Annotated in this window: 19 protein-coding genes; 10 read left to right on the top strand and 9 right to left on the bottom strand. The window is 70.4% G+C overall.

The genetic code is table 11. The annotated features are described in order from the left end of the window. Genes ACFFQA_RS06740 through ACFFQA_RS06725 form a run of 4 tightly spaced genes read right to left on the bottom strand, consistent with a single transcriptional unit; the run spans position 1 to position 5,425 of the window. The gene (locus ACFFQA_RS06740; RefSeq protein ID WP_377850771.1) at positions 1-546 is read right to left on the bottom strand and encodes a hypothetical protein; all 546 of its coding nucleotides are present in this window, start codon (positions 544-546) and stop codon (positions 1-3) included. After that, positions 543-2,708 (bottom strand): hydantoinase/oxoprolinase family protein, encoded by a 2,166-nt coding sequence (locus ACFFQA_RS06735; RefSeq protein ID WP_377850770.1) that lies wholly within the window; start codon positions 2,706-2,708, stop codon positions 543-545. Before ACFFQA_RS06735 ends, ACFFQA_RS06740 begins: the two co-directional genes overlap by 4 nt. Positions 2,709-2,735: 27 nt before the next feature. Continuing rightward, positions 2,736-4,358 (bottom strand): FAD-dependent oxidoreductase, encoded by a 1,623-nt coding sequence (locus tag ACFFQA_RS06730; protein ID WP_377850769.1) that lies wholly within the window; start codon positions 4,356-4,358, stop codon positions 2,736-2,738. Between the two features lie 2 nt (positions 4,359-4,360). Continuing rightward, positions 4,361-5,425, bottom strand: coding sequence for a LacI family DNA-binding transcriptional regulator (locus tag ACFFQA_RS06725; RefSeq protein ID WP_377850768.1), 1,065 nt, complete (start codon positions 5,423-5,425; stop codon positions 4,361-4,363). A 191-nt stretch (positions 5,426-5,616) separates the two neighbouring features. Here ACFFQA_RS06725 and ACFFQA_RS06720 point away from each other — a divergent pair, with 191 nt between their 5' ends. The 4 genes from ACFFQA_RS06720 to ACFFQA_RS06705 all read left to right on the top strand — a co-directional run bounded on the left by ACFFQA_RS06720 (position 5,617) and on the right by ACFFQA_RS06705 (position 8,761). After that, positions 5,617-6,618, top strand: a complete 1,002-nt coding sequence (locus ACFFQA_RS06720) for a glycoside hydrolase family protein (RefSeq protein WP_377850766.1) — start codon at positions 5,617-5,619, stop codon at positions 6,616-6,618. A 42-nt stretch (positions 6,619-6,660) separates the two neighbouring features. Next, the gene (gene lipB / locus ACFFQA_RS06715) at positions 6,661-7,314 is read left to right on the top strand and encodes a lipoyl(octanoyl) transferase LipB (protein ID WP_377850764.1); all 654 of its coding nucleotides are present in this window, start codon (positions 6,661-6,663) and stop codon (positions 7,312-7,314) included. A gap of 50 nt (positions 7,315-7,364) precedes the next feature. Continuing rightward, positions 7,365-8,108, top strand: a complete 744-nt coding sequence (dprE2, locus tag ACFFQA_RS06710) for a decaprenylphospho-beta-D-erythro-pentofuranosid-2-ulose 2-reductase (protein ID WP_377850763.1) — start codon at positions 7,365-7,367, stop codon at positions 8,106-8,108. A 215-nt stretch (positions 8,109-8,323) separates the two neighbouring features. Beyond that, positions 8,324-8,761 carry a hypothetical protein gene (locus tag ACFFQA_RS06705; RefSeq protein WP_377850762.1) on the top strand — a complete coding sequence of 146 codons (438 nt, stop codon included), beginning with the start codon at positions 8,324-8,326 and terminating at the stop codon, positions 8,759-8,761. A 149-nt stretch (positions 8,762-8,910) separates the two neighbouring features. On the opposite strand, the gene ACFFQA_RS06700 is transcribed toward ACFFQA_RS06705, so the two are convergent. Continuing rightward, a complete protein-coding gene (locus ACFFQA_RS06700; RefSeq protein ID WP_377850761.1) occupies positions 8,911-9,375 on the bottom strand; it encodes a MarR family winged helix-turn-helix transcriptional regulator in 465 nt (154 codons plus the stop codon). An 88-nt stretch (positions 9,376-9,463) separates the two neighbouring features. Between ACFFQA_RS06700 and ACFFQA_RS06695 the strand changes: the two genes are divergently transcribed. From ACFFQA_RS06695 to ACFFQA_RS06685, 3 genes are all read left to right on the top strand, one after another. Next, complete coding sequence (locus ACFFQA_RS06695) at positions 9,464-10,330, top strand: dioxygenase family protein (RefSeq protein WP_377850760.1); 867 nt, start codon at positions 9,464-9,466, stop codon at positions 10,328-10,330. 28 nt (positions 10,331-10,358) lie between these two features. After that, positions 10,359-11,126: a DeoR/GlpR family DNA-binding transcription regulator gene (locus ACFFQA_RS06690; RefSeq protein WP_377850759.1), complete on the top strand. Its 768-nt coding sequence runs from the start codon at positions 10,359-10,361 to the stop codon at positions 11,124-11,126. Positions 11,127-11,257: 131 nt separating this feature from the next. Continuing rightward, the gene (locus tag ACFFQA_RS06685) at positions 11,258-13,312 is read left to right on the top strand and encodes an MGH1-like glycoside hydrolase domain-containing protein (RefSeq protein ID WP_377850758.1); all 2,055 of its coding nucleotides are present in this window, start codon (positions 11,258-11,260) and stop codon (positions 13,310-13,312) included. 62 nt (positions 13,313-13,374) lie between these two features. On the opposite strand, the gene ACFFQA_RS06680 is transcribed toward ACFFQA_RS06685, so the two are convergent. Together ACFFQA_RS06680 and ACFFQA_RS06675 are read right to left on the bottom strand one after the other, a co-directional pair. Further along, complete coding sequence (locus tag ACFFQA_RS06680) at positions 13,375-14,163, bottom strand: SDR family oxidoreductase (RefSeq protein WP_377850757.1); 789 nt, start codon at positions 14,161-14,163, stop codon at positions 13,375-13,377. After that, positions 14,160-14,735 carry a TetR/AcrR family transcriptional regulator gene (locus tag ACFFQA_RS06675; protein WP_377850756.1) on the bottom strand — a complete coding sequence of 192 codons (576 nt, stop codon included), beginning with the start codon at positions 14,733-14,735 and terminating at the stop codon, positions 14,160-14,162. Before ACFFQA_RS06675 ends, ACFFQA_RS06680 begins: the two co-directional genes overlap by 4 nt. Before the next feature lie 162 nt (positions 14,736-14,897). Here ACFFQA_RS06675 and ACFFQA_RS06670 point away from each other — a divergent pair, with 162 nt between their 5' ends. Then, complete coding sequence (locus ACFFQA_RS06670) at positions 14,898-16,445, top strand: helix-turn-helix domain-containing protein (protein ID WP_377850755.1); 1,548 nt, start codon at positions 14,898-14,900, stop codon at positions 16,443-16,445. A 104-nt stretch (positions 16,446-16,549) separates the two neighbouring features. Here the strand turns inward: ACFFQA_RS06670 and ACFFQA_RS06665 are convergent, their stop codons facing one another. Continuing rightward, positions 16,550-17,338 carry a PIG-L family deacetylase gene (locus tag ACFFQA_RS06665; protein ID WP_377850754.1) on the bottom strand — a complete coding sequence of 263 codons (789 nt, stop codon included), beginning with the start codon at positions 17,336-17,338 and terminating at the stop codon, positions 16,550-16,552. 187 nt (positions 17,339-17,525) lie between these two features. Here ACFFQA_RS06665 and ACFFQA_RS06660 point away from each other — a divergent pair, with 187 nt between their 5' ends. Together ACFFQA_RS06660 and ACFFQA_RS06655 are read left to right on the top strand one after the other, a co-directional pair. Continuing rightward, the gene (locus tag ACFFQA_RS06660) at positions 17,526-18,293 is read left to right on the top strand and encodes a bestrophin-like domain (protein WP_377850753.1); all 768 of its coding nucleotides are present in this window, start codon (positions 17,526-17,528) and stop codon (positions 18,291-18,293) included. A 25-nt stretch (positions 18,294-18,318) separates the two neighbouring features. Further along, positions 18,319-18,810: an allene oxide cyclase barrel-like domain-containing protein gene (locus tag ACFFQA_RS06655; RefSeq protein WP_377850752.1), complete on the top strand. Its 492-nt coding sequence runs from the start codon at positions 18,319-18,321 to the stop codon at positions 18,808-18,810. Here ACFFQA_RS06655 and ACFFQA_RS06650 read toward each other — a convergent pair. Beyond that, on the bottom strand, positions 18,800-19,915 hold the full coding sequence (locus tag ACFFQA_RS06650; RefSeq protein ID WP_377850751.1) for an ABC transporter substrate-binding protein: 1,116 nt from the start codon (positions 19,913-19,915) through the stop codon (positions 18,800-18,802). The two genes, ACFFQA_RS06655 and ACFFQA_RS06650, sit on opposite strands and share 11 nt — an antisense overlap. Positions 19,916-19,924: the final 9 nt, after the last annotated feature.

The following is a 19,924-nucleotide window of genomic DNA, read 5'->3' as shown; positions in this document are numbered from 1 at the left end:
TCAGCCTCCAACGAGCGCGGTGGTGAGCAGCAACGGACTTCGAGTCATGCCCACCACGTGCTGGGCGTAGGAGTGCGCGACGAGCTCATCGGCTCCGGCGACATGACCACGCACACGCCAGCGGCCGATGCGCAGTGCGGTGAGGTCGAGCCGTCGCTTCAGCTCACGCCCTCGCGCACCGTGCAGCTCGTGGTGCGCCACTTCGTGGGCGATGGCGGCTGCCCGCAGGACCCGCGGCGGGAACCACTCGTCCCACCCCCGCGCACGGACCTTCTCCCCCACCGACTTCAGGGCGTCGTCGTACACCACGATCTCCGCCGTGCGCGCGTGGTACTCGGCGAGGACCATCCGTTCCGCGGTGACGCCTCCTGTCGCCGAGCGCACGGGAAGCTTTGCGGGGAAAGGGTTCTGGGCCAGCTCTCGGCCGTAGTCGAGTGCGACCGCTGCCCAGTGGCGCAGGTCGGCGGGCGAGCGGTTCTCGTGCGTCGGCGTGCTGCGGAGAAGGTCGACCGCGAGGTCGTGCTCGGTGCGTTCGATCGGGTTCACCGGCGCTCCTCCATGATCGAGACCAGCGACTCGTCCGGGGCGCGGCTGCGCAACTCGGTGTCCACCAGGGCCAGCAGCTGGTCTTCGGCCAGCACTCCGGACAGGTCGACGATCTTCGAGCCGACCAGCAACCGCACGCTCGGCGCACGGGACCCACCGTCGCCGTAGCGGGTGCGCTCACGGACCAGGTCGCCGAGCCGCCCCTGGGCGTCCGACACGCGCATCACGTCAACGTGCGCGTCGGCGCTGTGCACGCGGATCACGCCCTCGTTGTCGACGACCCGCACCCGGAGCCGTGTGCGGGCGAAGCGGCTCAACAGGCCGCTGCGGCGCTTGCTCGCGCCGAATACCCGGTAGCTGCTGTTGTGCGCCAGCTGCTCCACGTGCTCAACCCGGGTGTCCAGGCTGCGCGCGGCGGTCTGCAACGCCGTCGAGGAGTCCACCGTGGCCGATCGGTCCTTGCTGCGGAGATCGGTCGCACCCGTGGCCACAGCACGGACGAGATTGCGTTGCGGGTCAACGGTCACGTCCACCTCCACTCCGACCGGGTCCGCGCCTTGGGCCACCACGGCCCGTTCGGCCTCGCCGCGCACCGCGAGCACGTCGGCGTGGCTGGGGTTGGGCACGATCCGTTCGACGGACTCGCGCACCAGCGCCAGAGCCACGCCGAGCGGGCTGATCACCTCGCTGTGCGCGGCGATCCGCCAGTCCAGCTTCGCCCCGGCTCCAAGGTGCGGAGTGACCGTCGCGGCGCCGCCGCCCCCGCCGACGAGCACGAGCAGGTCGCGTTCGAGGTGGTACTCGTCGATCAACTGGTCGACCACCGCGCGGACATGGGCCACCGCGCGGTCGAGCACCCGGCGCGCGGCCTCCTCCACCGAGGTGCCGAACGCCTCGGCGAGCGGGGTCAGCGCCAGCCGTGCGGCTTCCTGGCCGGAGCGCGCGTGGTCCCCCTCAGGCACGAGACCGAGCGCGTTCGCCGCACAGGTCAGGGTGATCGCGTAGCGCCCGCCCGCCGCGTCGACCGCCGCGTAGTCGTCCGGATCGTCGGCGCGGGGACGAAGCGTGACCAGGCGCGCTCCGGCCAGCTCACCGGGCGCGGCGAAGCACGCGTAGGACAGCCCGGCGATGTGCGCGCTGCGTGGGCCGACGTCGGCGACCGAGCTCCGGTCGGCGGAGAGCCGGATCAGCGAACCACCACCGACACCGACCGTTCGAACGTCCAAAGAGGACAGATAGGTGTCGCGGCCGCCGAGCTTGGCGTGCCGGATCTGCACCCGGCCGCGTCTGATCACGCTGATGTCCGTGGAGGTTCCTCCGGTCTCCAGGAAGACGCCTTCGCTGATCCGCTCCGCGAGCAGCGCCCCCGCGACACCAGCGGCTGGCCCGGAGAGGACAGTCAGCAGTGGACGGTTGCGCATCTCGTCGAGGGACATGACCCCGCCGTCGCAGCGCATCACCATCAGCGGCGCGGTGATCCCGGCCCTGGTGATGCTGCGCTCGACCAGGCCCGCGGTCTCCAGCATGCGCGGCATGATGCTCGCGTTGAGCACCGCCGTGCGCGCACGCTTGGTCAACCCGTACAGCTTGGAGATCTCGTGCGTCGCGGTCGCCGGAACTCCGGCACGTTCGGCGGCGTCGAGCACGCATCGCTCCCCGACCGGGTCGTCGACGCTGAACGGCTCGACCGCGACCATCACCTCCGCCCCACCCGCGGCCAGCTGCTTCACCGCGGCCGCCGCGTCATCGGGGTCGGGCAGCGCGGCGTAGCTCAACGGCATGGTCCTACCGGGCGCCAGCTTGAGCTTGCCCAGTGCGCGCAGCCGCTTCGTCGCCCACGCGTCGAAGCCCTTGCCGATCCCGACGAGGCCGACATGCGCGACGTCGCCCTCCAACAGCGCGTTGGTCGCCTGCGTTGTGCCGTGCGCGAGGAAGGTGACCTCGGACGCGGCAACACCGACCTGCGCCAGCAGCTCCTGGAGAGCGGAGACGATGCCGTGGGCGACGCCGTCGGGGTGGTGGTGGCTCGTCGGCACCTTGACCTGGCCCAGCAGCTCGAAGGTGCGCGCGCTGACGGCGACCGCGTCGGTGAAGGTTCCGCCGACGTCGATGCCGACACGGATCGGGTCGGCCGATCCCGGTGTCGTGGGGTGTGGCTCCATTGCGTGCACCTCCGGTTCGAAGCGGTGTCAGTACCCGCGCACGTCGGGCCAGTGGCGTTGCACGCCGGTGCGGTCGAGCACGGCGGTGAACTCGTCCAGCAGCTTGGTCTCGCCGCGGACCTGGTGCGGCTCCACGCCGTTGCGCAGCGCGAACCCGGCGAGCTGGCCGGCGACCTCACCGACGTTCCACTCCACGGGGTGCAGCCGGAAACACCCGTTGGTGATGTGCGTGGTGCCGATGTTCTTCCCGGCGGGCAACAGGTTCCGCACGCGCACCGGCACCAGGGCGCCCAGCGGGATCTCGAACGGCACGCTGGCCACGTCGATGTAGTTGTCGCCCGCGGTCGAGGGGTGCAGGTCGATCCGGTAGCTGCCGACACCGACCGAGTCGGGGTAGCGGGTGCCGCCTCGTGGCCCGACGATCTCCAGTGACACATCCCGTTCCGTCACGGTGGTGACCGCGCGAATGCGCCGCGACTCGCGCACGTACGCGGTCTTGGCGAGGCCGTCCGCGGTGCCGGTGACGTCTGGCCGGATGCGCAGCCCCGGAAAACCGACGCCGCCGTCCGGACGAGGCGCTTCGGTCTGCAACCAGTACAACACCGAAAGCGACAGCTGCTTGGCCTCGTCCAGCGCGACCTTGACGTCCTCGGCGCTCACCAGTCCCTCGACCTCAAGGGCGGGTTTGAGCCAGTAGTCGTTGAGCGGCCAGTTCACCAGCGTGATGTCCGACGGGAACGCGCCGTCGCGGTGCAGCCCTCGCGCCAGGATGCGGCGGAAGCCCCACAGCTCCTTGTCCCCCGCGTCCGCGCTCTGGTCCGCGCTGACGGCAAGCGGATCACCCGGGGGGTTGGGCACGAAGGTGCGCTCGGTGGGCTCCAGAGTGCGCGGGTCAGGAGCGCTGAAGCCGATCAGCGGGCCCGGCCAGAACTCCGGCTTGTAGGCGCGCCAGAAGTCGTACATGCGCGGGCGGTCGATGACGTGGTTCTCGCCCTCGTGGTGCGACATCGCGAAGCAGTAGGTGATGCCCTGGAGGTTGAGCGGGTCCGCGACAGCGGGTGCGTTCGGCTCGTCGTGCTCGGCGGCGGCCTCAGCTCCGGTGACGTGTTCGACACCGGCCATCGGCAGCAGGTCGCCGTTCTCGGTCGCGTCGAGCACGTAGTCGGCGGAGATCGTGGTCTCGCGGCCTTCGGTGTCCACCAGCGTCACGGCTTCGACGTAGTCACCGGAGACGCGCGCCGACACCGGCCGGTGGTGCAGCAGGATCGTCAGCAGACCGGATGACACGTGCGGGGCGCACAACTCCTGGAGCACGGCGAGGGCGACACGCGGCTCATGGCAGAGCTTGCTCACCTTGCCCGCACCGGGGTTGAGCTCCGCGAGCGCCAGCGCCTCTGCGCGCATCGGGTAGGCCCGCCGGTAGTAGGCGCGGATGCCGTCACGCAGTTCGCGGTAGGTCGCCGTGCGGCCGAAGCTCTCGATCCACGGGTGCTCGTCGGGCGGAACGGCCTGTGCGGTGAGCTGTCCCCCGATCCAGTCGGTCTCCTCGGTGAGCACCACCCGGTGCCCTGCGCGAGCCGCGGCGAGCGCTGCGGCGACGCCACCGAGCCCTCCGCCGACGACCAGGATCTCCGTTGTGCGTTCGGACATCGTCACCCTCTCAGTTCCGCGATGGTGTCGCCCTCGACGGGGCGGCAGGCCAGAAGTTGTTGGTGCGGCTCGGTTCCGGTGTCGTTGACCAGGTCGACCAGCAGGCGCACCGCCGCGCTGCCCATCTCCCTGCGCGGCACGGTGAAGCCGCCGATCTCGCGACCCCGCCAGCCGCTGGCCGGGGGCGCGCCGAGGATGGCGAGCGACAGCTCCTCCGGACAGCGCACGCCGAGCTCGTCCAGCGCGCGGGTGAGCGCGGTGAACACCGCCCCGGTGTCGGTCTCCTCGGTGATCACCGCGCTCACGCCGCCGTCGATCCAGCCCCGCACCCGCGCGGCGGTGATCTCGGCGCCGTCCGCGCGCACCACGAGATCCGAAGTGGACAGACCGGCAGCGGTCGCGCCGCGCAGCACCCCGGCCTCGCGGTCGGTCGACGCGGGCGCGTCGTCCCGCTCCCGGACGTAACGGATCTCGCTGTGCCCCAGCGCGACGAGCCGCTGGACGAGCTGGGCGGAGGCGACGACGTAGTCAGCGCCGATGTAGGGAATCCGGCCGCCGAGCTCATCTCTGCGTCCTATGTGGACGAACGGGTAGTCCTCGTCCAGCAGGATCTCCAGCTCCTCCTCGGGAATGTGCCGCCCGAGGAACAGGCACCCGTCGGCCACCCGGACGCGGCGCAGGACGTGGCCGGGACGCGAGGGCACCGCCCTGCCAACCGAACCGGTGAACAGCAGCACGTCCTGGCCCTGTGCGGCTGCCGCCTCCTCGACGCCGACCAGCGACGGGTAGTACGAGTGCCCGATGTCGGTGGGGAAGGTCGCGGTGAAGGTGTACAGGCCGAGGATGTCGTTGCGGGCGGCGGCCATCCTGGTCGCCACCAGGTCCGGGGCGTAGCCGAGCTCCTCGGCCGCCTCCAGCACCCGCCGCCGGGTGGACTCGGCCAGCGCGATTCCGGACTTGTTGCCGCTGAGGATCAACGAGACCGTGGTCTGGGAGACCCCGGCCATCCTGGCGATGTCGGTCTGGGAGGGCCGCCTGCGCGCGCCCCGAGCCCGGCCCTTGGTCATGCCGGTCGCCCCTATCTGCTTCGCTAATGCGGATTAGCGCCAGAACTATGCGATCGGCGCGGAACGGAAGTCAAGGAATCCGTGGAATTCGACAGAAGCCAGTACTAATACGAATTAGCCCCTTGACCGGGCCGTTGTGGCGTGGTGACACTGCCGACCCAGCACCGGCTCTTCGCAAAGGAGCGGACACCGTGGGCGAGAACACCAACAACCTGTCCCGCCGCGCACTGCTGGGTGGCGCGGCCGCGGCCGGGGCGGGCCTGCTGCTCCCAGGGCTCGCGGGCACCGCCTCGGCGGGACCAGCCGGGTTCCCGGGCTACCGCTATCTCAAGCTCGCGTTCGACAAGGCGACCCTGTCCTATCCGCCAGCGCGCAACGAAGTGATCTTCCCTTGCCTGCGCGGCACGAAGGACCGGATTCCCAACGCGCTCGGCAAGTTCTACCTCTACTACGCCCCGCACGACGCGCCCGGCGGAATCTGCCTGAGCTACGCGAACTCGATCGAGGGCCCGTACACCGAGTACTCCGGCAACCCGATCATCCGCAGGGAATGGCCGCCGCACTACGACTTCGTCACCCACGTGTCCTCGCCGCACGCGATGTGGAACAGCGCCGCGAAGGAGATGTGGCTGTACTTCCACGGCGAGAACACCACCACCAGGCTGGCGCGGTCGAAGGACGGCATCACCTTCACCTACGACAAGATCGTGCTGGAGACGAAGATGCTCGCGCCCGACGCGAGGGAGTCCTCCTACGCGCGGGTCTTCGAGCACACGATCCCCTCGCGCGGCTCCCGCTACGTCATGGTCTTCATGGTCAACACGACCGCGAACCGCAGGCACATCGGCTGGGGCTGGTCGGCCGACGGCCGCAACTGGCAGTTCGACCGGAACCCGCTCGTGCGGCCGAGCGATGTCGGGCGCACCAACCTGTCCGGGCCGCACGTGTTGTTCCGCAACAACTCCGTCTACGTCGTCTACCACACCGACGGCGGGGAGATGCGGATCACGGAGGTGGGCCGCGACTTCACACTGCGCAAGCACCTCGGCGTCTTCCACACCCCGCTGGCCGGAGCGCCGGACCGCGGGCGCTCGGCGGCTCCGTGCTTCGGTGAGGAGAACGGCCGCAGCTACATGATCTACGAGGCGGGTGCGCGGCTGGAGGGCAACATCGCCATCGCGCGCGCGGTCTGAAGCCGGTGGAGCGGCGCGGGCCGGGTCTGTGACAGTGGTGGCATGCAACCGGACCGCCCCTTTCCCGGACTCGCCCGCGTAGACCTCGGCGAGGTCCCGTACCCGGTCGCCGACGAGTCCATGCGGCAGTGGGTCACCGAGTGCCAGACGGGCGCGGAGGGCGACCGGCTCTTCCTGCTCTCGCATCCGGCCGTCGTCACCTACGGCCCGCGCACCGCGCCCAGCGACCTGCCCGACGCGGTCTCCGGCCTGCCCACCTTCGAGGTGGACCGTGGCGGGCAGGCCACCTACCACGGTCCGGGCCAGGTCGTGGGCTACCTGGTCGCGCACGTCCGGGAGCGCGGACCGGCCGACGTGGTCCGCTGGGTCGAGCACGGCGTCATCGACGCTCTGCGCGCACTCGGCTTCCCGGCCAAGCGGCGCGAGACCGAACGCGGCGGCCCGAGCCTGGTCGGCGTGTGGAGCCGGGACGACCGGAAGATCGCCTCCATCGGCATGCGCATCCGGGGCGGCGTCAGCAGCCACGGCTTCGCGGTCAACGTCGCCCCGGACATGGCCGTCTTCGACAGCTTCGTCTCCTGCGGGTTGACCGACCCGATGACCTCGCTCCGCGTCCTCGCCGAGGAGCGGGGCGCGGAGGTGCCCGGCGATGCGGAGGTGCGTGACGCGGTGGCGGCGGCGTTCGGCGCGGCGTGAACCCCCCACCGGCGCCCGGCTCGCTTTGCGGATGCGGCAAACTTGGCCCGGTGAGTGGAACCGTTCTGGTCCTCGGTGGCCGCAGCGAGATCGGGCTGGCCGTCGCCGTCCGCCTCGTGGCCGAGGGCAGCAGCACCGTCGTCCTCGCCGCCAGGCGCAGCACCGACCTGGACTCCCAGGAGTCGGTGCTCCGCGTCGCGGGCGCGACAACGGTGGACTGCGTGGAGTTCGACGCCGACGACGTCGACGGTCACGGCGCCTTCCTGGACGAGCTCGTCCAGCGGCACGGCCGGTTCGACGTGGTGGTCACCGCCTTCGGCGTCCTGGGCGACCAGAAGCGGGCCGAGTCCGACGCCGCGCACGCGGTCTCCATCGTGCACACCGACTACGTCGCGCACGTCAGCATCCTGACCCACCTCGCGACGCTGCTGCGCAAGCAGGGCCACGGCAAGCTCGTGGTGTTCTCCTCGGTCGCCGGGGTCCGGGTGCGCAGGGCGAACTACGTCTACGGGTCGGCGAAGGCCGGGCTGGACGGCTTCGCCAGCGGCCTGGCGGACGCGCTCGCGGGCAGCGGGGTCCACCTGCTGCTGGTCCGGCCGGGGTTCGTGGTCGGCAGGATGACCGAGGGCATGAGCCCCGCTCCGCTGTCCAGCACTCCGGACCAGGTCGCCGACGCCACCGTGCGCGCGTTGCGCCGGGGTCGCGGCGTGGTGTGGGTGCCCGGCGCGTTGCGGTTGTTGTTCGCGGTGCTGCGGGTGCTGCCGAGGGCCGTGTGGCGCCGAATGCCGCGCTGACGATTGGACCGGAGTTTTCCGCTACACTGCGGTCGTTGCGCCGACCGATACACTCGGTCGAGTTTCCGTACAGCTCCAATAACGAATTTATCAAATTCCACCCGGATCGTCCTACCAAGGCGATTCCACTCATACGCTTTTCTCACCCGTTCGACGCGGTCGGGGATAAAGCGGAGTGTCGGCCGTTGCCGCACCGGACCTGAAAGACTTCGCCCATGACTTTCGATGCCGAGACCGTCGCGGCGTGGACCGATCTCCCCGCGGCCGAACTCCGCATCCAGGCACAGCGGCTCGCCAGTGCCCGGCTGCAGGCGGACCACCCCGTCTGGCGCCACATCCGGAAGAACCCGACGCTGACGGCGAAGCTGCGCGGCGCGCTCTCCGGCCTGCTGACCACCATCAAGGGCAGCAGGGACGAGCACATGCAGCGGATCTGGATCAACGCGGCGCGCAACGCGCTCAGCGACCGGGCCGCGGCCCCCGCCAAGCAGGCCCCCGCGCCCGCCGCGGAGGACAAGCCCCAGACCCCCGCCCCGCGTTCCGAGCAGCCGATCGTGTTGCGGGACAAGCCCGCGGAGCAGCCGAGGGCCGCCTCCAACGTCGCCCCGCTGCTGTTCCAGCAGCCCGGCAAGACCAGCGGCGACCTCAGCTAGCGACAGCGCGCGCGGGCGAAATGCCGGAAATTGCGATGAACGAGTGACAAAAACACTGAAGCCGCGCACTCGCGGATAATCACTGCCACGGACCGGCGTTATCGTCAGCGCATTTCACCGATCGGCCGCCGCCGAAATGTGACGATCCATCACGGCCAGGCCGGGTCGTCGCCCGCGATCGACTCGCAGATCTCCCTGAGCTGCTCGACCTGCTCGGGGCTGAGCCGGTCGAAGATCCGGCCGCGCACCTCGCTGACGTGGCCGGGCGCGGCCTCGGCCAGCGCGGCGAAGCCCGCGTCGGTCAACGTGGCCAGCACGACCCGCGCGTTGCCCGAGCTGCGGCAGCGGCTCACCCAGCCCTGCGCCTCCAGCTTGCCGATGGCGTGCGAGAGCGCGCTCGGCGAGGTGCCGGCCATCCCGGCGAGGTCGGTCATGGACGAGGTGCGGTCCGGGCACTCCGAGAGCGCGACCAGGATCAGGTAGTAGGCGTGCGGCATGCCCGACTCGCGCTGCAGCTGCTGGTCCAGCGCCACCCACAGCATCCGATGGGAGCGCAGGTAGGCCCGCCACGCCCGCTGTTCGGCCGAGCTGAGCCACCGGACGTCCTCGGTCATGGCGATCATCGTACCGGTCACACTTGAACTCTCAACTGTTTCGGCCTACCGTTGTGGTTGAACTTTGAACTACATGGGAGGTCCCGTCATGACCGAGGTACCCGCGGGCGCGTTCGACCGGTTCCTGCCCGGCGCGCTGCCGCTGGCGCGCGCCCAGCGGGAGTGGACGCCGGAGGACGGCCCGCTGCCGTCGATCTACCTCAGCCACGGCGCGCCGCCGCTGTTCGACGACGCGCTCTGGATCGACCAGCTCTTCGCGTGGGCGCGGAGCCTGCCCAAGCCGAAGAGCATCCTGATCGTCAGCGCGCACTGGGAGGCGGCGCCGCTGAGCCTGAGCTCGGCCGAGGCGAACACGCCGCTGGTCTACGACTTCAGCGGGTTCCACCGGCGGTACTTCGAGATGACCTACGCGACGCCGGACGCCAGCGAGCTCTCCCGCCGGGTGACCGCCGCGATGCCCGACAGCGAGCCCGTGCACCGGCACGCCCGGCGCGGCCTCGACCACGGCGCATGGGTGCCGTTGAAGGTCATGTACCCGCTGGGCGACATCCCGGTGCTCCAGCTGAGCATGCCCACCCATGACCCGGAGAGGCTGCTGGCGCTCGGCTCCCGGCTGCGGTCGCTGCGCGAGGAGGGCACCCTGGTGATCGGGTCCGGCTTCATGACCCACGGCCTGCCGTTCCTGACCCGCGAGATGGTCACCGGGAACGCGGTGCCGGACTGGTCGGCCGACTTCGACGCCTGGGCGGCCGACGCGCTGGCCAGGGGCGACGTGGACACCCTCGCCGACTTCCGGGCCAAGGCGCCCGGGCTGCCCTACGCCCACCCCACCGTCGAGCACTACGTGCCGCTGTTCGTCACCCTGGGCGCGGGCGAGCGGGCCGACGCGCCGGTCCGGACCACGATCGACGGTTACCTGATCGGTCTCTCGAAGAGATCGTTCGAGGCCGCCTGACCGTTTCTGATCGTTTAATGTCGGTCCCATGTTCGCTGCCGAACGGCGTCAGGCCGTGCTGGAGCTGGTCCGCGCCAACGGGATGGTGTCGCTGCGCGAGCTCGCCAGGATCGTCCAGGCCAGCGAGGTGACCGTGCGGCGGGACCTGCGCAGACTGGAGGCGGAGGGCCTGCTCGCCCGGCGGCACGGCGGAGCGGTGGCCAACGAGGCGCCCTCCTACGAGCCCAGCTACACGGAGAAGACGCAGGTGGCGAGCGCGGAGAAGGCCGCGATCGCCAACGCCGCGGCCGAGCTGGTCTCCCCGGGCGATGCGATCGTGCTCGGCGCGGGCACCACGACGCAGGCGCTGGCGCGGCGGCTGGCCCGGCTGACGGACCTGACCGTGCTGACCAACTCGCTGCTGGTCGCGCAGGCGTTCGCGCGCTCGCGCGGCATCGAGGTGCTGATGCCGGGCGGCACGCTGCGCGGCTCGATCTTCGCGCTCGTCGGGACGGTCGCCGAGGAGTCGATCTCCGGCCTGCGGATGCAGCGCGCCTTCCTCTCCGGCAACGGGCTGACCGCCGCGTGGGGCCTGTCCACGCCCAACGTGTCGGTGGCTGCGATGGACCGGGCGATGGCGGCGACCGCGGCGGAGGTCGTCGTGCTCGCCGACCACACCAAGCTCGGCGTGGACACGATGGTGCAGACGGTGCCGCCGGAGGGCATCGGGCACCTGGTCACCGACGCGGCGGCGGATGCGGAGGAGGTCGCCGCGCTGCGCGATCTGGGCATCCACGTGCACGTCGCGGAGACCTGATCGCTTCCGCTCGCTCACGTGGTCATTTCCGGACACTTTTCGCCCAAATATTGACTCCTGGCCCGGCGTGACCGGTTAATGGGACCTCGCTCCCCTGTCCCGCGCCGCCGCCGAGCCAGGAGGTCACCGAGATGCCTGCCCGCGCTCTGCTGGCCGCGGTGGTCGCCGCGGTCACCGTCGTCACCGCCGCCCCCGCCCCGGAGGTCTACCCCTCCCCCGGGGCCGGGACGCGGTTGCTGGACCACGACGCGCTGCTGGGCGAGCATCCCGAGAAGGGCTGGTTCAAGGCCAACATCCCGTTCGTGGACCTGCCGGACGAGCAGATCGAGTCCGTCTACTACTACCGCTGGCGCGCCTTCTACGAGGCGCAGAAGTACACCCGTGAAGGCTGGATCACCAGCGAGTTCCTCGGCCCCGTCGGCTACTCCGCCCCCGACGGCGGGATCGTGGCAGCGGCCGGGCACCACGTCTACGAGGGCAGGTGGTTGCGGGACACCCGCTACCTGGACGACTACTTGCGCTACTGGACGCGCGGCGCGGGGTCCGGGCCGAAGCCCGCGACGGAGCTCCTCAACAAGAACACCACCGACTGGGCGCACCAGTACTCCTCGTGGCTGGCCGACGCGACCCTGCGGCGGGCCGAGGTAACCGGCGACATGGGCTTCGCGACGAACCTGCTGCCCGAGCTGAAGCGGCACTGGGAGCGGTGGTCCCCGCAGTACGACCCCGGACTGGGCCTGTACTGGCAGACGCCGGTGTGGGACGCGATGGAGTACACCGCGAGCTCCTACCAGAGCCCCGACCCGTACCACGGCGGTGACGGGTTCCGGCCGACCATGAACAGCTACCAGATCGCCGACGCCGTCGCGATCGCCGACCTGGCTCGCCGGGTGGGCGACCGCGGGACGGAGCAGTCGTTCCGGGACCGGGCGGGATCGCTGGCCAAGGCCCAGGAGAAGTGGTTGTGGGACAAGGACAAGAAGTTCTACAAGCACGTGATGCGCGACGACAACCCGGACCGCGTGAAGATCGCCGACCGCGAGCAGATCGGCTTCGTGCCGTGGATGTTCCACATCGCTGCGCCCGGCAACGCGCAGGCGTGGGCGCAGCTGCGTGACCCGCAGGGCTTCGAAGCGCCGTACGGTCCGACCACTGTGGAGCGTCGCAGTCCCTGGTTCATGAAGGACGCGGAGCGGGGCTGCTGCCGGTGGAGCGGCCCGAGCTGGCCGTACTCCACCAGCCAGACGCTGACCGCGCTGGCCAACCTGCTCCTCGACTACCCCGCTCAGTCCTATGTGGACAAGTCGGACTACCTGGCGCTGCTGCGCGGGTACGCGCTCACCCAGACCAAGGACGGCAAGCCCTACGTCGCAGAGGCCCACCACCCCGACGAGCCGCGTTGGCTCTACGACAGCAAGAACCACAGCGAGGACTACAACCACTCGACCTACGCGGACCTGGTGTTGTCCGGCCTGCTCGGCGTGCGCCCGCAGCAGGACGACAGCGTCCGGATCAGCCCGTTGGCCCCGGAGAGCTGGTCGCACTTCGCGGTCGAGAACCTCTCCTACCACGGCCGGAACCTGAGTGTGGTGTGGGACAAGGACGGCAGGCACTACGGCAGGGGCAAGGGCCTGCGCGTCTACCTGGACGGCCGCGAGGTCGCCCGGCAGAACGACCTCAAGCCGCTGCGCGTCCCGGTGCCGCGCGGCGAGGTGAAACCGTTGCCACGCTTGGTCGATGACGCGGCCAATGTACGCGGCGAGGGCTTCCCGACGGCGAGCGCGTCGTACTCCAACGTCGGCAACGGTGATCATCCCGCGCAGGCCAACGACGGCCAGAACTTCTTCCTCGACGTGCCGAACACCCGCTGGACGAGCTACCGATCCCCCAACCCGACCGACTGGCTCGCGATCGACTTCGGCAAGCCGACCGCGACCTCGGACGTGCGGCTGTTCTTCTACGACGACGGGGGTGGAGTTCGCGTGCCCGCCTCATATCGCTTGCAGCACCGGGTTTCCGACGGTTCCTGGGTGGATGTTCCCGCACAGAGCCGGACTCCGACCGCGGGCAACGACCTCACGAGGATCACCTTCCCCACGGTGACGACGACCGCGTTGCGCGTCGTGGGAACGCCGCAGCCGGGGTCCTCGTTCGGACTGACGGCTTTCCAGTCCTGGCGGGGTTAGCGGAAGTCGTCCGCGTGGTCGCGCGCCCACTCGGCGAAGGTGCGGGCGGGGCGGCCGGTGACCTACTCGGCAGTGGGCATCGGCCACTCCTGGTCGGCCCATTCGGTGTCGGGACCGTCCTGCTCCTCCCCGGAGTAGGACTCGTAGCCCAGGAGGAAGTCCGCGTTCGCGGCGGCGAAGCCGCCCTGGGCGAGGTACAGCTCGCGGGCGTGCTCGCGGCTGACCACCTCGAAGCGGACCTCGCGACCGATCGCGCCCGCGATGGCCCGGACCTGGTCGCGGTAGCTGATCTGTTGGGGCCCGTTGACCGTGTACGCCTGACCGGCGTGACCGTCCTCGGTCAGGGCCGCGACCGCGACGTCGGCGATGTCGCGCTCGTGCGTCGGGAACCACGCGACGTCCGGGTTCGGGTCGCGGACCACGCTCTCCGCGCGGATCGACGGGCCCCACAGCCACAGCTTGTTCAGCGCGAACTCGCCCGGCCGCACGTGGGTCCACTCCAGGCCGGACGCCTCAACGGCCTGTTCGACGGGCAGGTGGTAGTCGGTGTCGTGACCGAAGGTCACCGCGCCCGAGGACAGCGTGACGATCCGCCGGACCCCCGCATCCACCGCGCGGGCGACTACGCCGCCGGCGGTGCCGGGGAGGGGGAAGAGGTACATCCGGTCGATGCCCTCCAGCGGCAGCGCGGCGGGGTCGGTGAGGTCGCCGCGAGCGACCTCCACCTCCTCGGGGAAGGTCGCCGATGCGGGGTCGCGGGTCAGCGCCCGCACCGGAACCCCTTGCCGGACAAGCTGTTCGACCACGATCCGGCCGACGTTCCCGGTCGCACCGGTCACCAGGACCCTCACGCTTTCCCGCCCCCCGCGATGCCGTTCTCCAACGTGCGGATGACCGTCGCCGCCGCGCCGTGCCGGGGCATCCGACCACGGCTGATCGCGTCGCAGGCGCCGTAGACCAGGGACCACAGCACGGTCTCGATCCACGCCGGGTCCGCGCTCGCGTCGAAGGTCCCGTCTGCCTGGCCCCGGGCGATGAGGGAGCGGACCGCGGCGCTGCCCTCGTCCTCCACGTCGACGCCTCCGAAGCTCTCCAGGATCTCGGCGTCGCCGTAGAGGTACAGGACGCGCTCGGCGACGCTGAGCATCGCGGTGACCAGCCTGCGCATGGCCTCGCCCGGCTCGCCCCGGCCCAGGTCCGCCTCCTCGGTCGCCACGCCCAGCACCCGCAGCGAGTCCAGCGTCACCGCCGTGACCAGCTCCTCGCGCTCGGCGAAGTAGCGCTGCACGGTGCTCCGGCCGACGTCGGCGGCCTCCGCGATGTCGGTGAGCGTGGCGGAGCGGTCCTTGGCCAGGGCCGCCGCGGCGGCGGCCAGGATCGCCCGGCGGGTTCGGCCCCGCACACCGGATTCGAGGTCCTCCATACCCGTAACGTATCAGGATCTACTCATTATGAGGCGCTGTTGACCCATTTTCCGTCAAGTACATCACTGCGAGCATCCGAAATGTGAGCTTGCCGCCCCTGGTTCCGCTTTCGCCAGGAGGGCGCGCGTCGGGTATGCCAGATATGAGATACGGTCTCGGGCATGCCTGACAGCTCCGAGCAGCTCTCCGCCTACCTGCGCCAGATCGGCCGCCTCGTCCGCGACTCCCGCAAGCACCGCGGCTGGACGCAGGCGCAGCTCGCCGACGCGCTGAGCACCAGCCAGAGCGCGGTGAACCGGATCGAGCAGGGCAACCAGAACCTGAGCCTGGAGATGCTGACCCGGATCGGCGCCGCACTGGACTCCGAGATCGTCACGCTCGGCCGGTCCGGGCCGATGCACCTGCGGGTCACGGGCGGCTGCGCGCTCTCCGGCAGCATCACGGTGAAGACGAGCAAGAACGCCGGTGTCGCGCTGCTGTGCGCCGCGCTGCTGAACTCCGGCCGGACCACGCTGCGCAAGGTCGCCCGGATCGAGGAGGTCAACCGGATCCTCGAAGTCCTTGCCAGCGTCGGGGTCCGCGCGCGGTGGCTCAACGAGGACAACGACCTGGAGATCGTCCCGCCCGCGCGGCTGGACCTGGCGGGCATGGACGTGGCCGCCGCGCGCCGGACCCGCAGCATCATCATGTTCCTCGGTCCGCTGATGCACCACGAGGAGGAGTTCGAGCTGCCGTACGCGGGCGGCTGCGCGCTGGGCACCAGGACGGTCGAGCCGCACATGACCGCCTTGCGCCCCTTCGGTCTTGAGGTCAAGGCCGCCGCGGGGAGCTACCACGTGCGGGTCGACCGGACCAGGCGGCCGGGCAGGGCGATCGTGCTGACCGAGCGCGGGGACACCGTCACCGAGAACGCGCTGATGGCCGCGGCACGGCACGACGGCGTGACCGTGATCCGCAACGCCAGCCCCAACTACATGGTGCAGGACCTGTGTTTCTTCCTCACCGAGCTCGGGGTGCGCATCGACGGGATCGGTACGACCACGCTGACCGTGCACGGGGTGCCGAAGATCCACCGCGACGTGGACTACGCGCCGTCGGAGGACCCGATCGAGGCGATGAGCCTGCTGACCGCCGCGATCGTGACCGGCTCGGAGATCACCGTGTGCCGGGTGCCGATCGAGTTCATGGAGATCGAGCTCGCGCTGCTGGAGGAGATGGGCCTGGACTACGACCGCGGCGAGGAGTACCCGGCGGCCAACGGGCGGACCCGGCTGGTGGACCTCGTCGTGCGGCCCAGCACGCTGCGCGCGCCGCACGACAAGATCCACCCGATGCCGTTCCCCGGGCTGAACATCGACAACCTGCCGTTCTTCGCCCTGATCGCCGCCACGGCGCACGGCACGACGCTGATCCACGACTGGGTCTACGAGAACCGCGCGCTGTACCTGACCGAGCTGACCAAGCTGGGTGGCCGGGTCACCCTGCTCGACGCGCACCGGGTCTACGTGGAGGGCCCGACCCGCTGGTCCGGCGCGGAGGTGATCTGCCCGCCCGCGCTGCGGCCCGCCGTGGTGGTGCTGCTGGCGATGCTGGCCGCGAAGGGGACCTCGGTGCTGCGCAACGTCTACGTCATCAACCGGGGGTACGAGCAGCTCGCCGACCGGCTCAACCAGCTCGGCGCGCGGATCGAGATCTTCCGCGACGTGTAGAGCACCCCATGGCCATTCGCGGGCTAATGGACCCGTCTCAGCCCGCGAACACGTCCATAAGCCCGCGAATGGCCGAAAACCAGTCCTTTGGGGGGGCCAGGGGATCAGAGCCCCGCCATCAGGTCGGTCTCGGTGATGCCCGGTCCCTGGCCCTCGCGGATGAACCACTCGGTGCCGAAGGCGTAGGCGAAGCCCTCCTCCGGCATCGCCAGGAAGAACGACTGCTCGCTGATCTGGCTGGCGTGGGCGCGCATCGCCTCGCGCTTGGCCGCCAGGTACCTCGTCACGTCGACGGCGGCGGTGATCTCCGACTCCGGCTTGCCGAACTGGCCCTCGGCCTCCACGTCGGGCAGTTCGACGCCCTCGGCCTGCGAGGCGAGGGCGGCCATGCCGCGGCGCATGTGGTCGGCGTTCATCGTGTTCTGGTAGACGCGCGGGGTGCCCGCGAGCTCGGCGGCGCGTTTGCCGACCCGGTGGACCTGGATGTGGTCCGGGTGGCCGTAGCCGCCGTTGTCGTCGTAGATCGTGAGGACGTCGGCGTTCTCCTCGGTGAGGATCGCCGCGAGCTGCTGCGCGGCCCGCTCGACGTCGGCGGTCCAGAAGGAGCCGGGCAGGTCGTTGGTGGGCTCGCCGATCATCCCGGAGTCGGTGTAGCCCAGGAACTCCACGCGGTCGGCGCCGAGGATCTTCGCGGAGGCGTGGGTCTCGACGACCCGGCGCTGCCACAGCTGCTCGCCCTCGTCGAGGAAACCGTCGGGCACCTCGCCGTGCTCCCCTCTGGTCGCCACCACCAGGACGACCCGGTGGCCCTCCTCGTGGGCCTTGCGCATGACACCACCGCAGCCGATGCACTCATCGTCGGGGTGGGCGTGAAACGACACCAAAGTGGCCATGCGCTGACGCTACGCGATCTTCATCGGCCGGCCGAACGCACGGGCAACCGCCGCGAGGACGAACGATGCGCACAAGTGCCTGACACCGCCGACCTCCGTTGGTGAACGCCTGTTCGTGTAATGGTTGTTCCGGAGGCGGGGGAACTACCTTCGAGCTGTTCCTGTAGAGCCGACGAAGGACCCTGTCTTGCTGCTGCAGAGCGCATTGGTTGTCGGTGGAACGGTGATCATCAGCATCATCGCCGCGTACGTCGTCACCAAGCTCGTGCCATTCCGTTCCCGGGAGAAGTACAACGAGGTCTCCGGCCATTTCTTCGCCGCGTGCGGGGCCTTCTACGCCATCCTGGTCGCTTTCGTCGTCGTCGCCGTGTGGGAGGACCTCGGCGCGGCGCGGGCCAACACCTACGTCGAGGCCAACGCCCTTCCCGGGCTCTACCACGCCTCCACCGCCTTCTCCGACAAGGACAAGGCGGCCTTCCAGGAGATCGCGGTCTCCTACGCGCGGGCCGTGATCGTCGACGAGTGGCCGCTGCTGGCCGAGGGCAAGGGCAGCCCCAAGGTCGAGGAGGTCGCCAAGCGGATGCGCAGGGCGATCGTCCAGGTCGACGTCGAGGAGCCCAGGCAGGAGGCGCTCTACAGCGCCATGATCGAGCGCGTCAACACCATCGGCAGCGCGCGCAGGGACCGGCTCAACGAGGCCGTCCCGTCCATTCCGCAGTTCTTCTGGGTCGGCCTGATCGTGGGCGGCACGCTGCTGATCGGGTTCGCGCTGTTCTTCGGCACCGAACGCTTCCTGCCGCACGCGTTGATGGTCGGGGTGCTGGCGATGCTCGTCTCCGCGTCGCTGTTGTTCACCCATCTCATGGACCACCCCTTCAGCGGAGCCGCCGCCGTCACCCCCGACGCGTTCCGCGTCGCGCTGCAGCAGATGGGGCAGCCCCTGCCCCTGCCGTGAGAGAAACCCTTTGAGGAGAAGGCACATGTCCTGGACGAGACTGCTCACCCTCGGCGCGGCCGTCGCGCTGCTGCCGGTGGTGACCGCGAGCGCGGCCCCGGCCGCGCCCGCGGGCGAGACGATCACGGTGACCGCCAAGCGCGGCGTGCTGAGCCTGCCCGCGGTGCCCACCGTCGGCCTGGCCTTCCTCGGCGGCGGCGACCTCTTCGACGAGGCGGGCGCCAAGATCGGCGAGGGCTACTCAACCTGCCTGGTCGCCAAGATCGCGCTGCCGGAGCTCACCTCGCACTGCACGAGCGCGTTCCGCCTGGCCAAGGGCGAGATCCACCTGTCGAGCCTGCGCACCTACACGGTGGGGACCACCAGCAGCTTCAAGGACTCCACCATGGCGGTCATCGGCGGGACCGGCGAGTACAAGGACGCGCGGGGCGAGGCGAAGACCGCCAAGCAGGGCGGCGCGCTGCTCGACCCGCTCGCGCCGGTGTCCTACAAGTTCACCATCACGCTCAGCTCCTGACGCCGACCACCAGGTCCCCGTCGCACACCGCGGCGGGGACCTGGTCGTTGGCGACGACGCGCAGCTCGGGGCGCTCGCGCATCCGCCACTGCCCGCCTGCCAACGGAACCCTCGCCACGGCGGGCACCGGACCGCTCGTCCAGTCAAGCCTTCCCGCGATCGTGTCCACTGTGGTCTTCGCGAGCGCCTCGGCGACGGCGGCCCGCTCCGGCGACCGAGCGGCGCGCAGCGCGTGCACCGCGACCTCCAGCAGCGCGTGCGCCAACCCCAGCAGCGGCAGCCACTGCCTGCCGGTGTCGCGCTGGTAGTCCTCCCCCAGCCTGGCCGCGGTCACACCGTCCACACTGGACACGTAGCGGTGCCGAGGGGTCCAGGCCACGACCGTGGCGACCCCGTTCAACGCCGGGTGGTCCATGCCGAAGGGGTAGGCCAGCCAGCGGGAGCAGGTGATCAGGTTGGGGCGCAAGCCCTCCCGCTCCGCCCGCTCGCAGAAGCGCACGAGGTCCCCCGTGGTCGCCGCGCTGCTGACGACGTCCACATCGGCCAGTCGCAGCGCCTCCACCTGGTGCGCGAAGTCGGACTCGGACTCGCGGTAGGCACCCGGATCGACCAGGGTGTGCGTCCGCACCGGGAGGAAGCCGAACCGCGGGTCCCGCAGCGCCCTGCCCTGGGGGCCGTCGTTCCACAGCAGACCGACGGACTCGCCGGCGTGCCGCCACAGGTCGGCGAAGGTGCGCGCGATGTCGTCGAGACCCCAGCAGAAGTGGTAGGTCCAGTCGAAGGTGCGGTCGCGGCCGTAGCGATAGACCTGCCACGGCAACGCCGTCGAGACGCACGGGGTGCGGAGGAGCTCACAGGTCTCGGCGACGGTGGGCAGGACGCTCGTGCCGCCGAGGCAGACGACCAGCTGCACCCGCTCGCGCTCGATCAGGGCCGTGGTCGCGGCGCGCGCTCCCTCCACAGTGGACTGGCTGTCCGCCGTGACGAGGTCCACCGAGGGAAGGAGCTCGCGAAAGCGGCCCACCACGTACTCCACCGGGTCACCGAGCAGCGTCAACCGACCGGTTCTGGCCAGGACGACACCGATCCTGCCGCGGTGGGACACACGAACTCC

The sequence above is a fragment of the Allokutzneria oryzae genome (genome assembly GCF_042429765.1).
GTDB classification, from domain to species: domain Bacteria; phylum Actinomycetota; class Actinomycetes; order Mycobacteriales; family Pseudonocardiaceae; genus Allokutzneria; species Allokutzneria oryzae.
The sequence above is the reverse complement of the archived record's forward strand: the minus strand, read 5'-3'. Positions and strand labels throughout refer to the sequence as shown.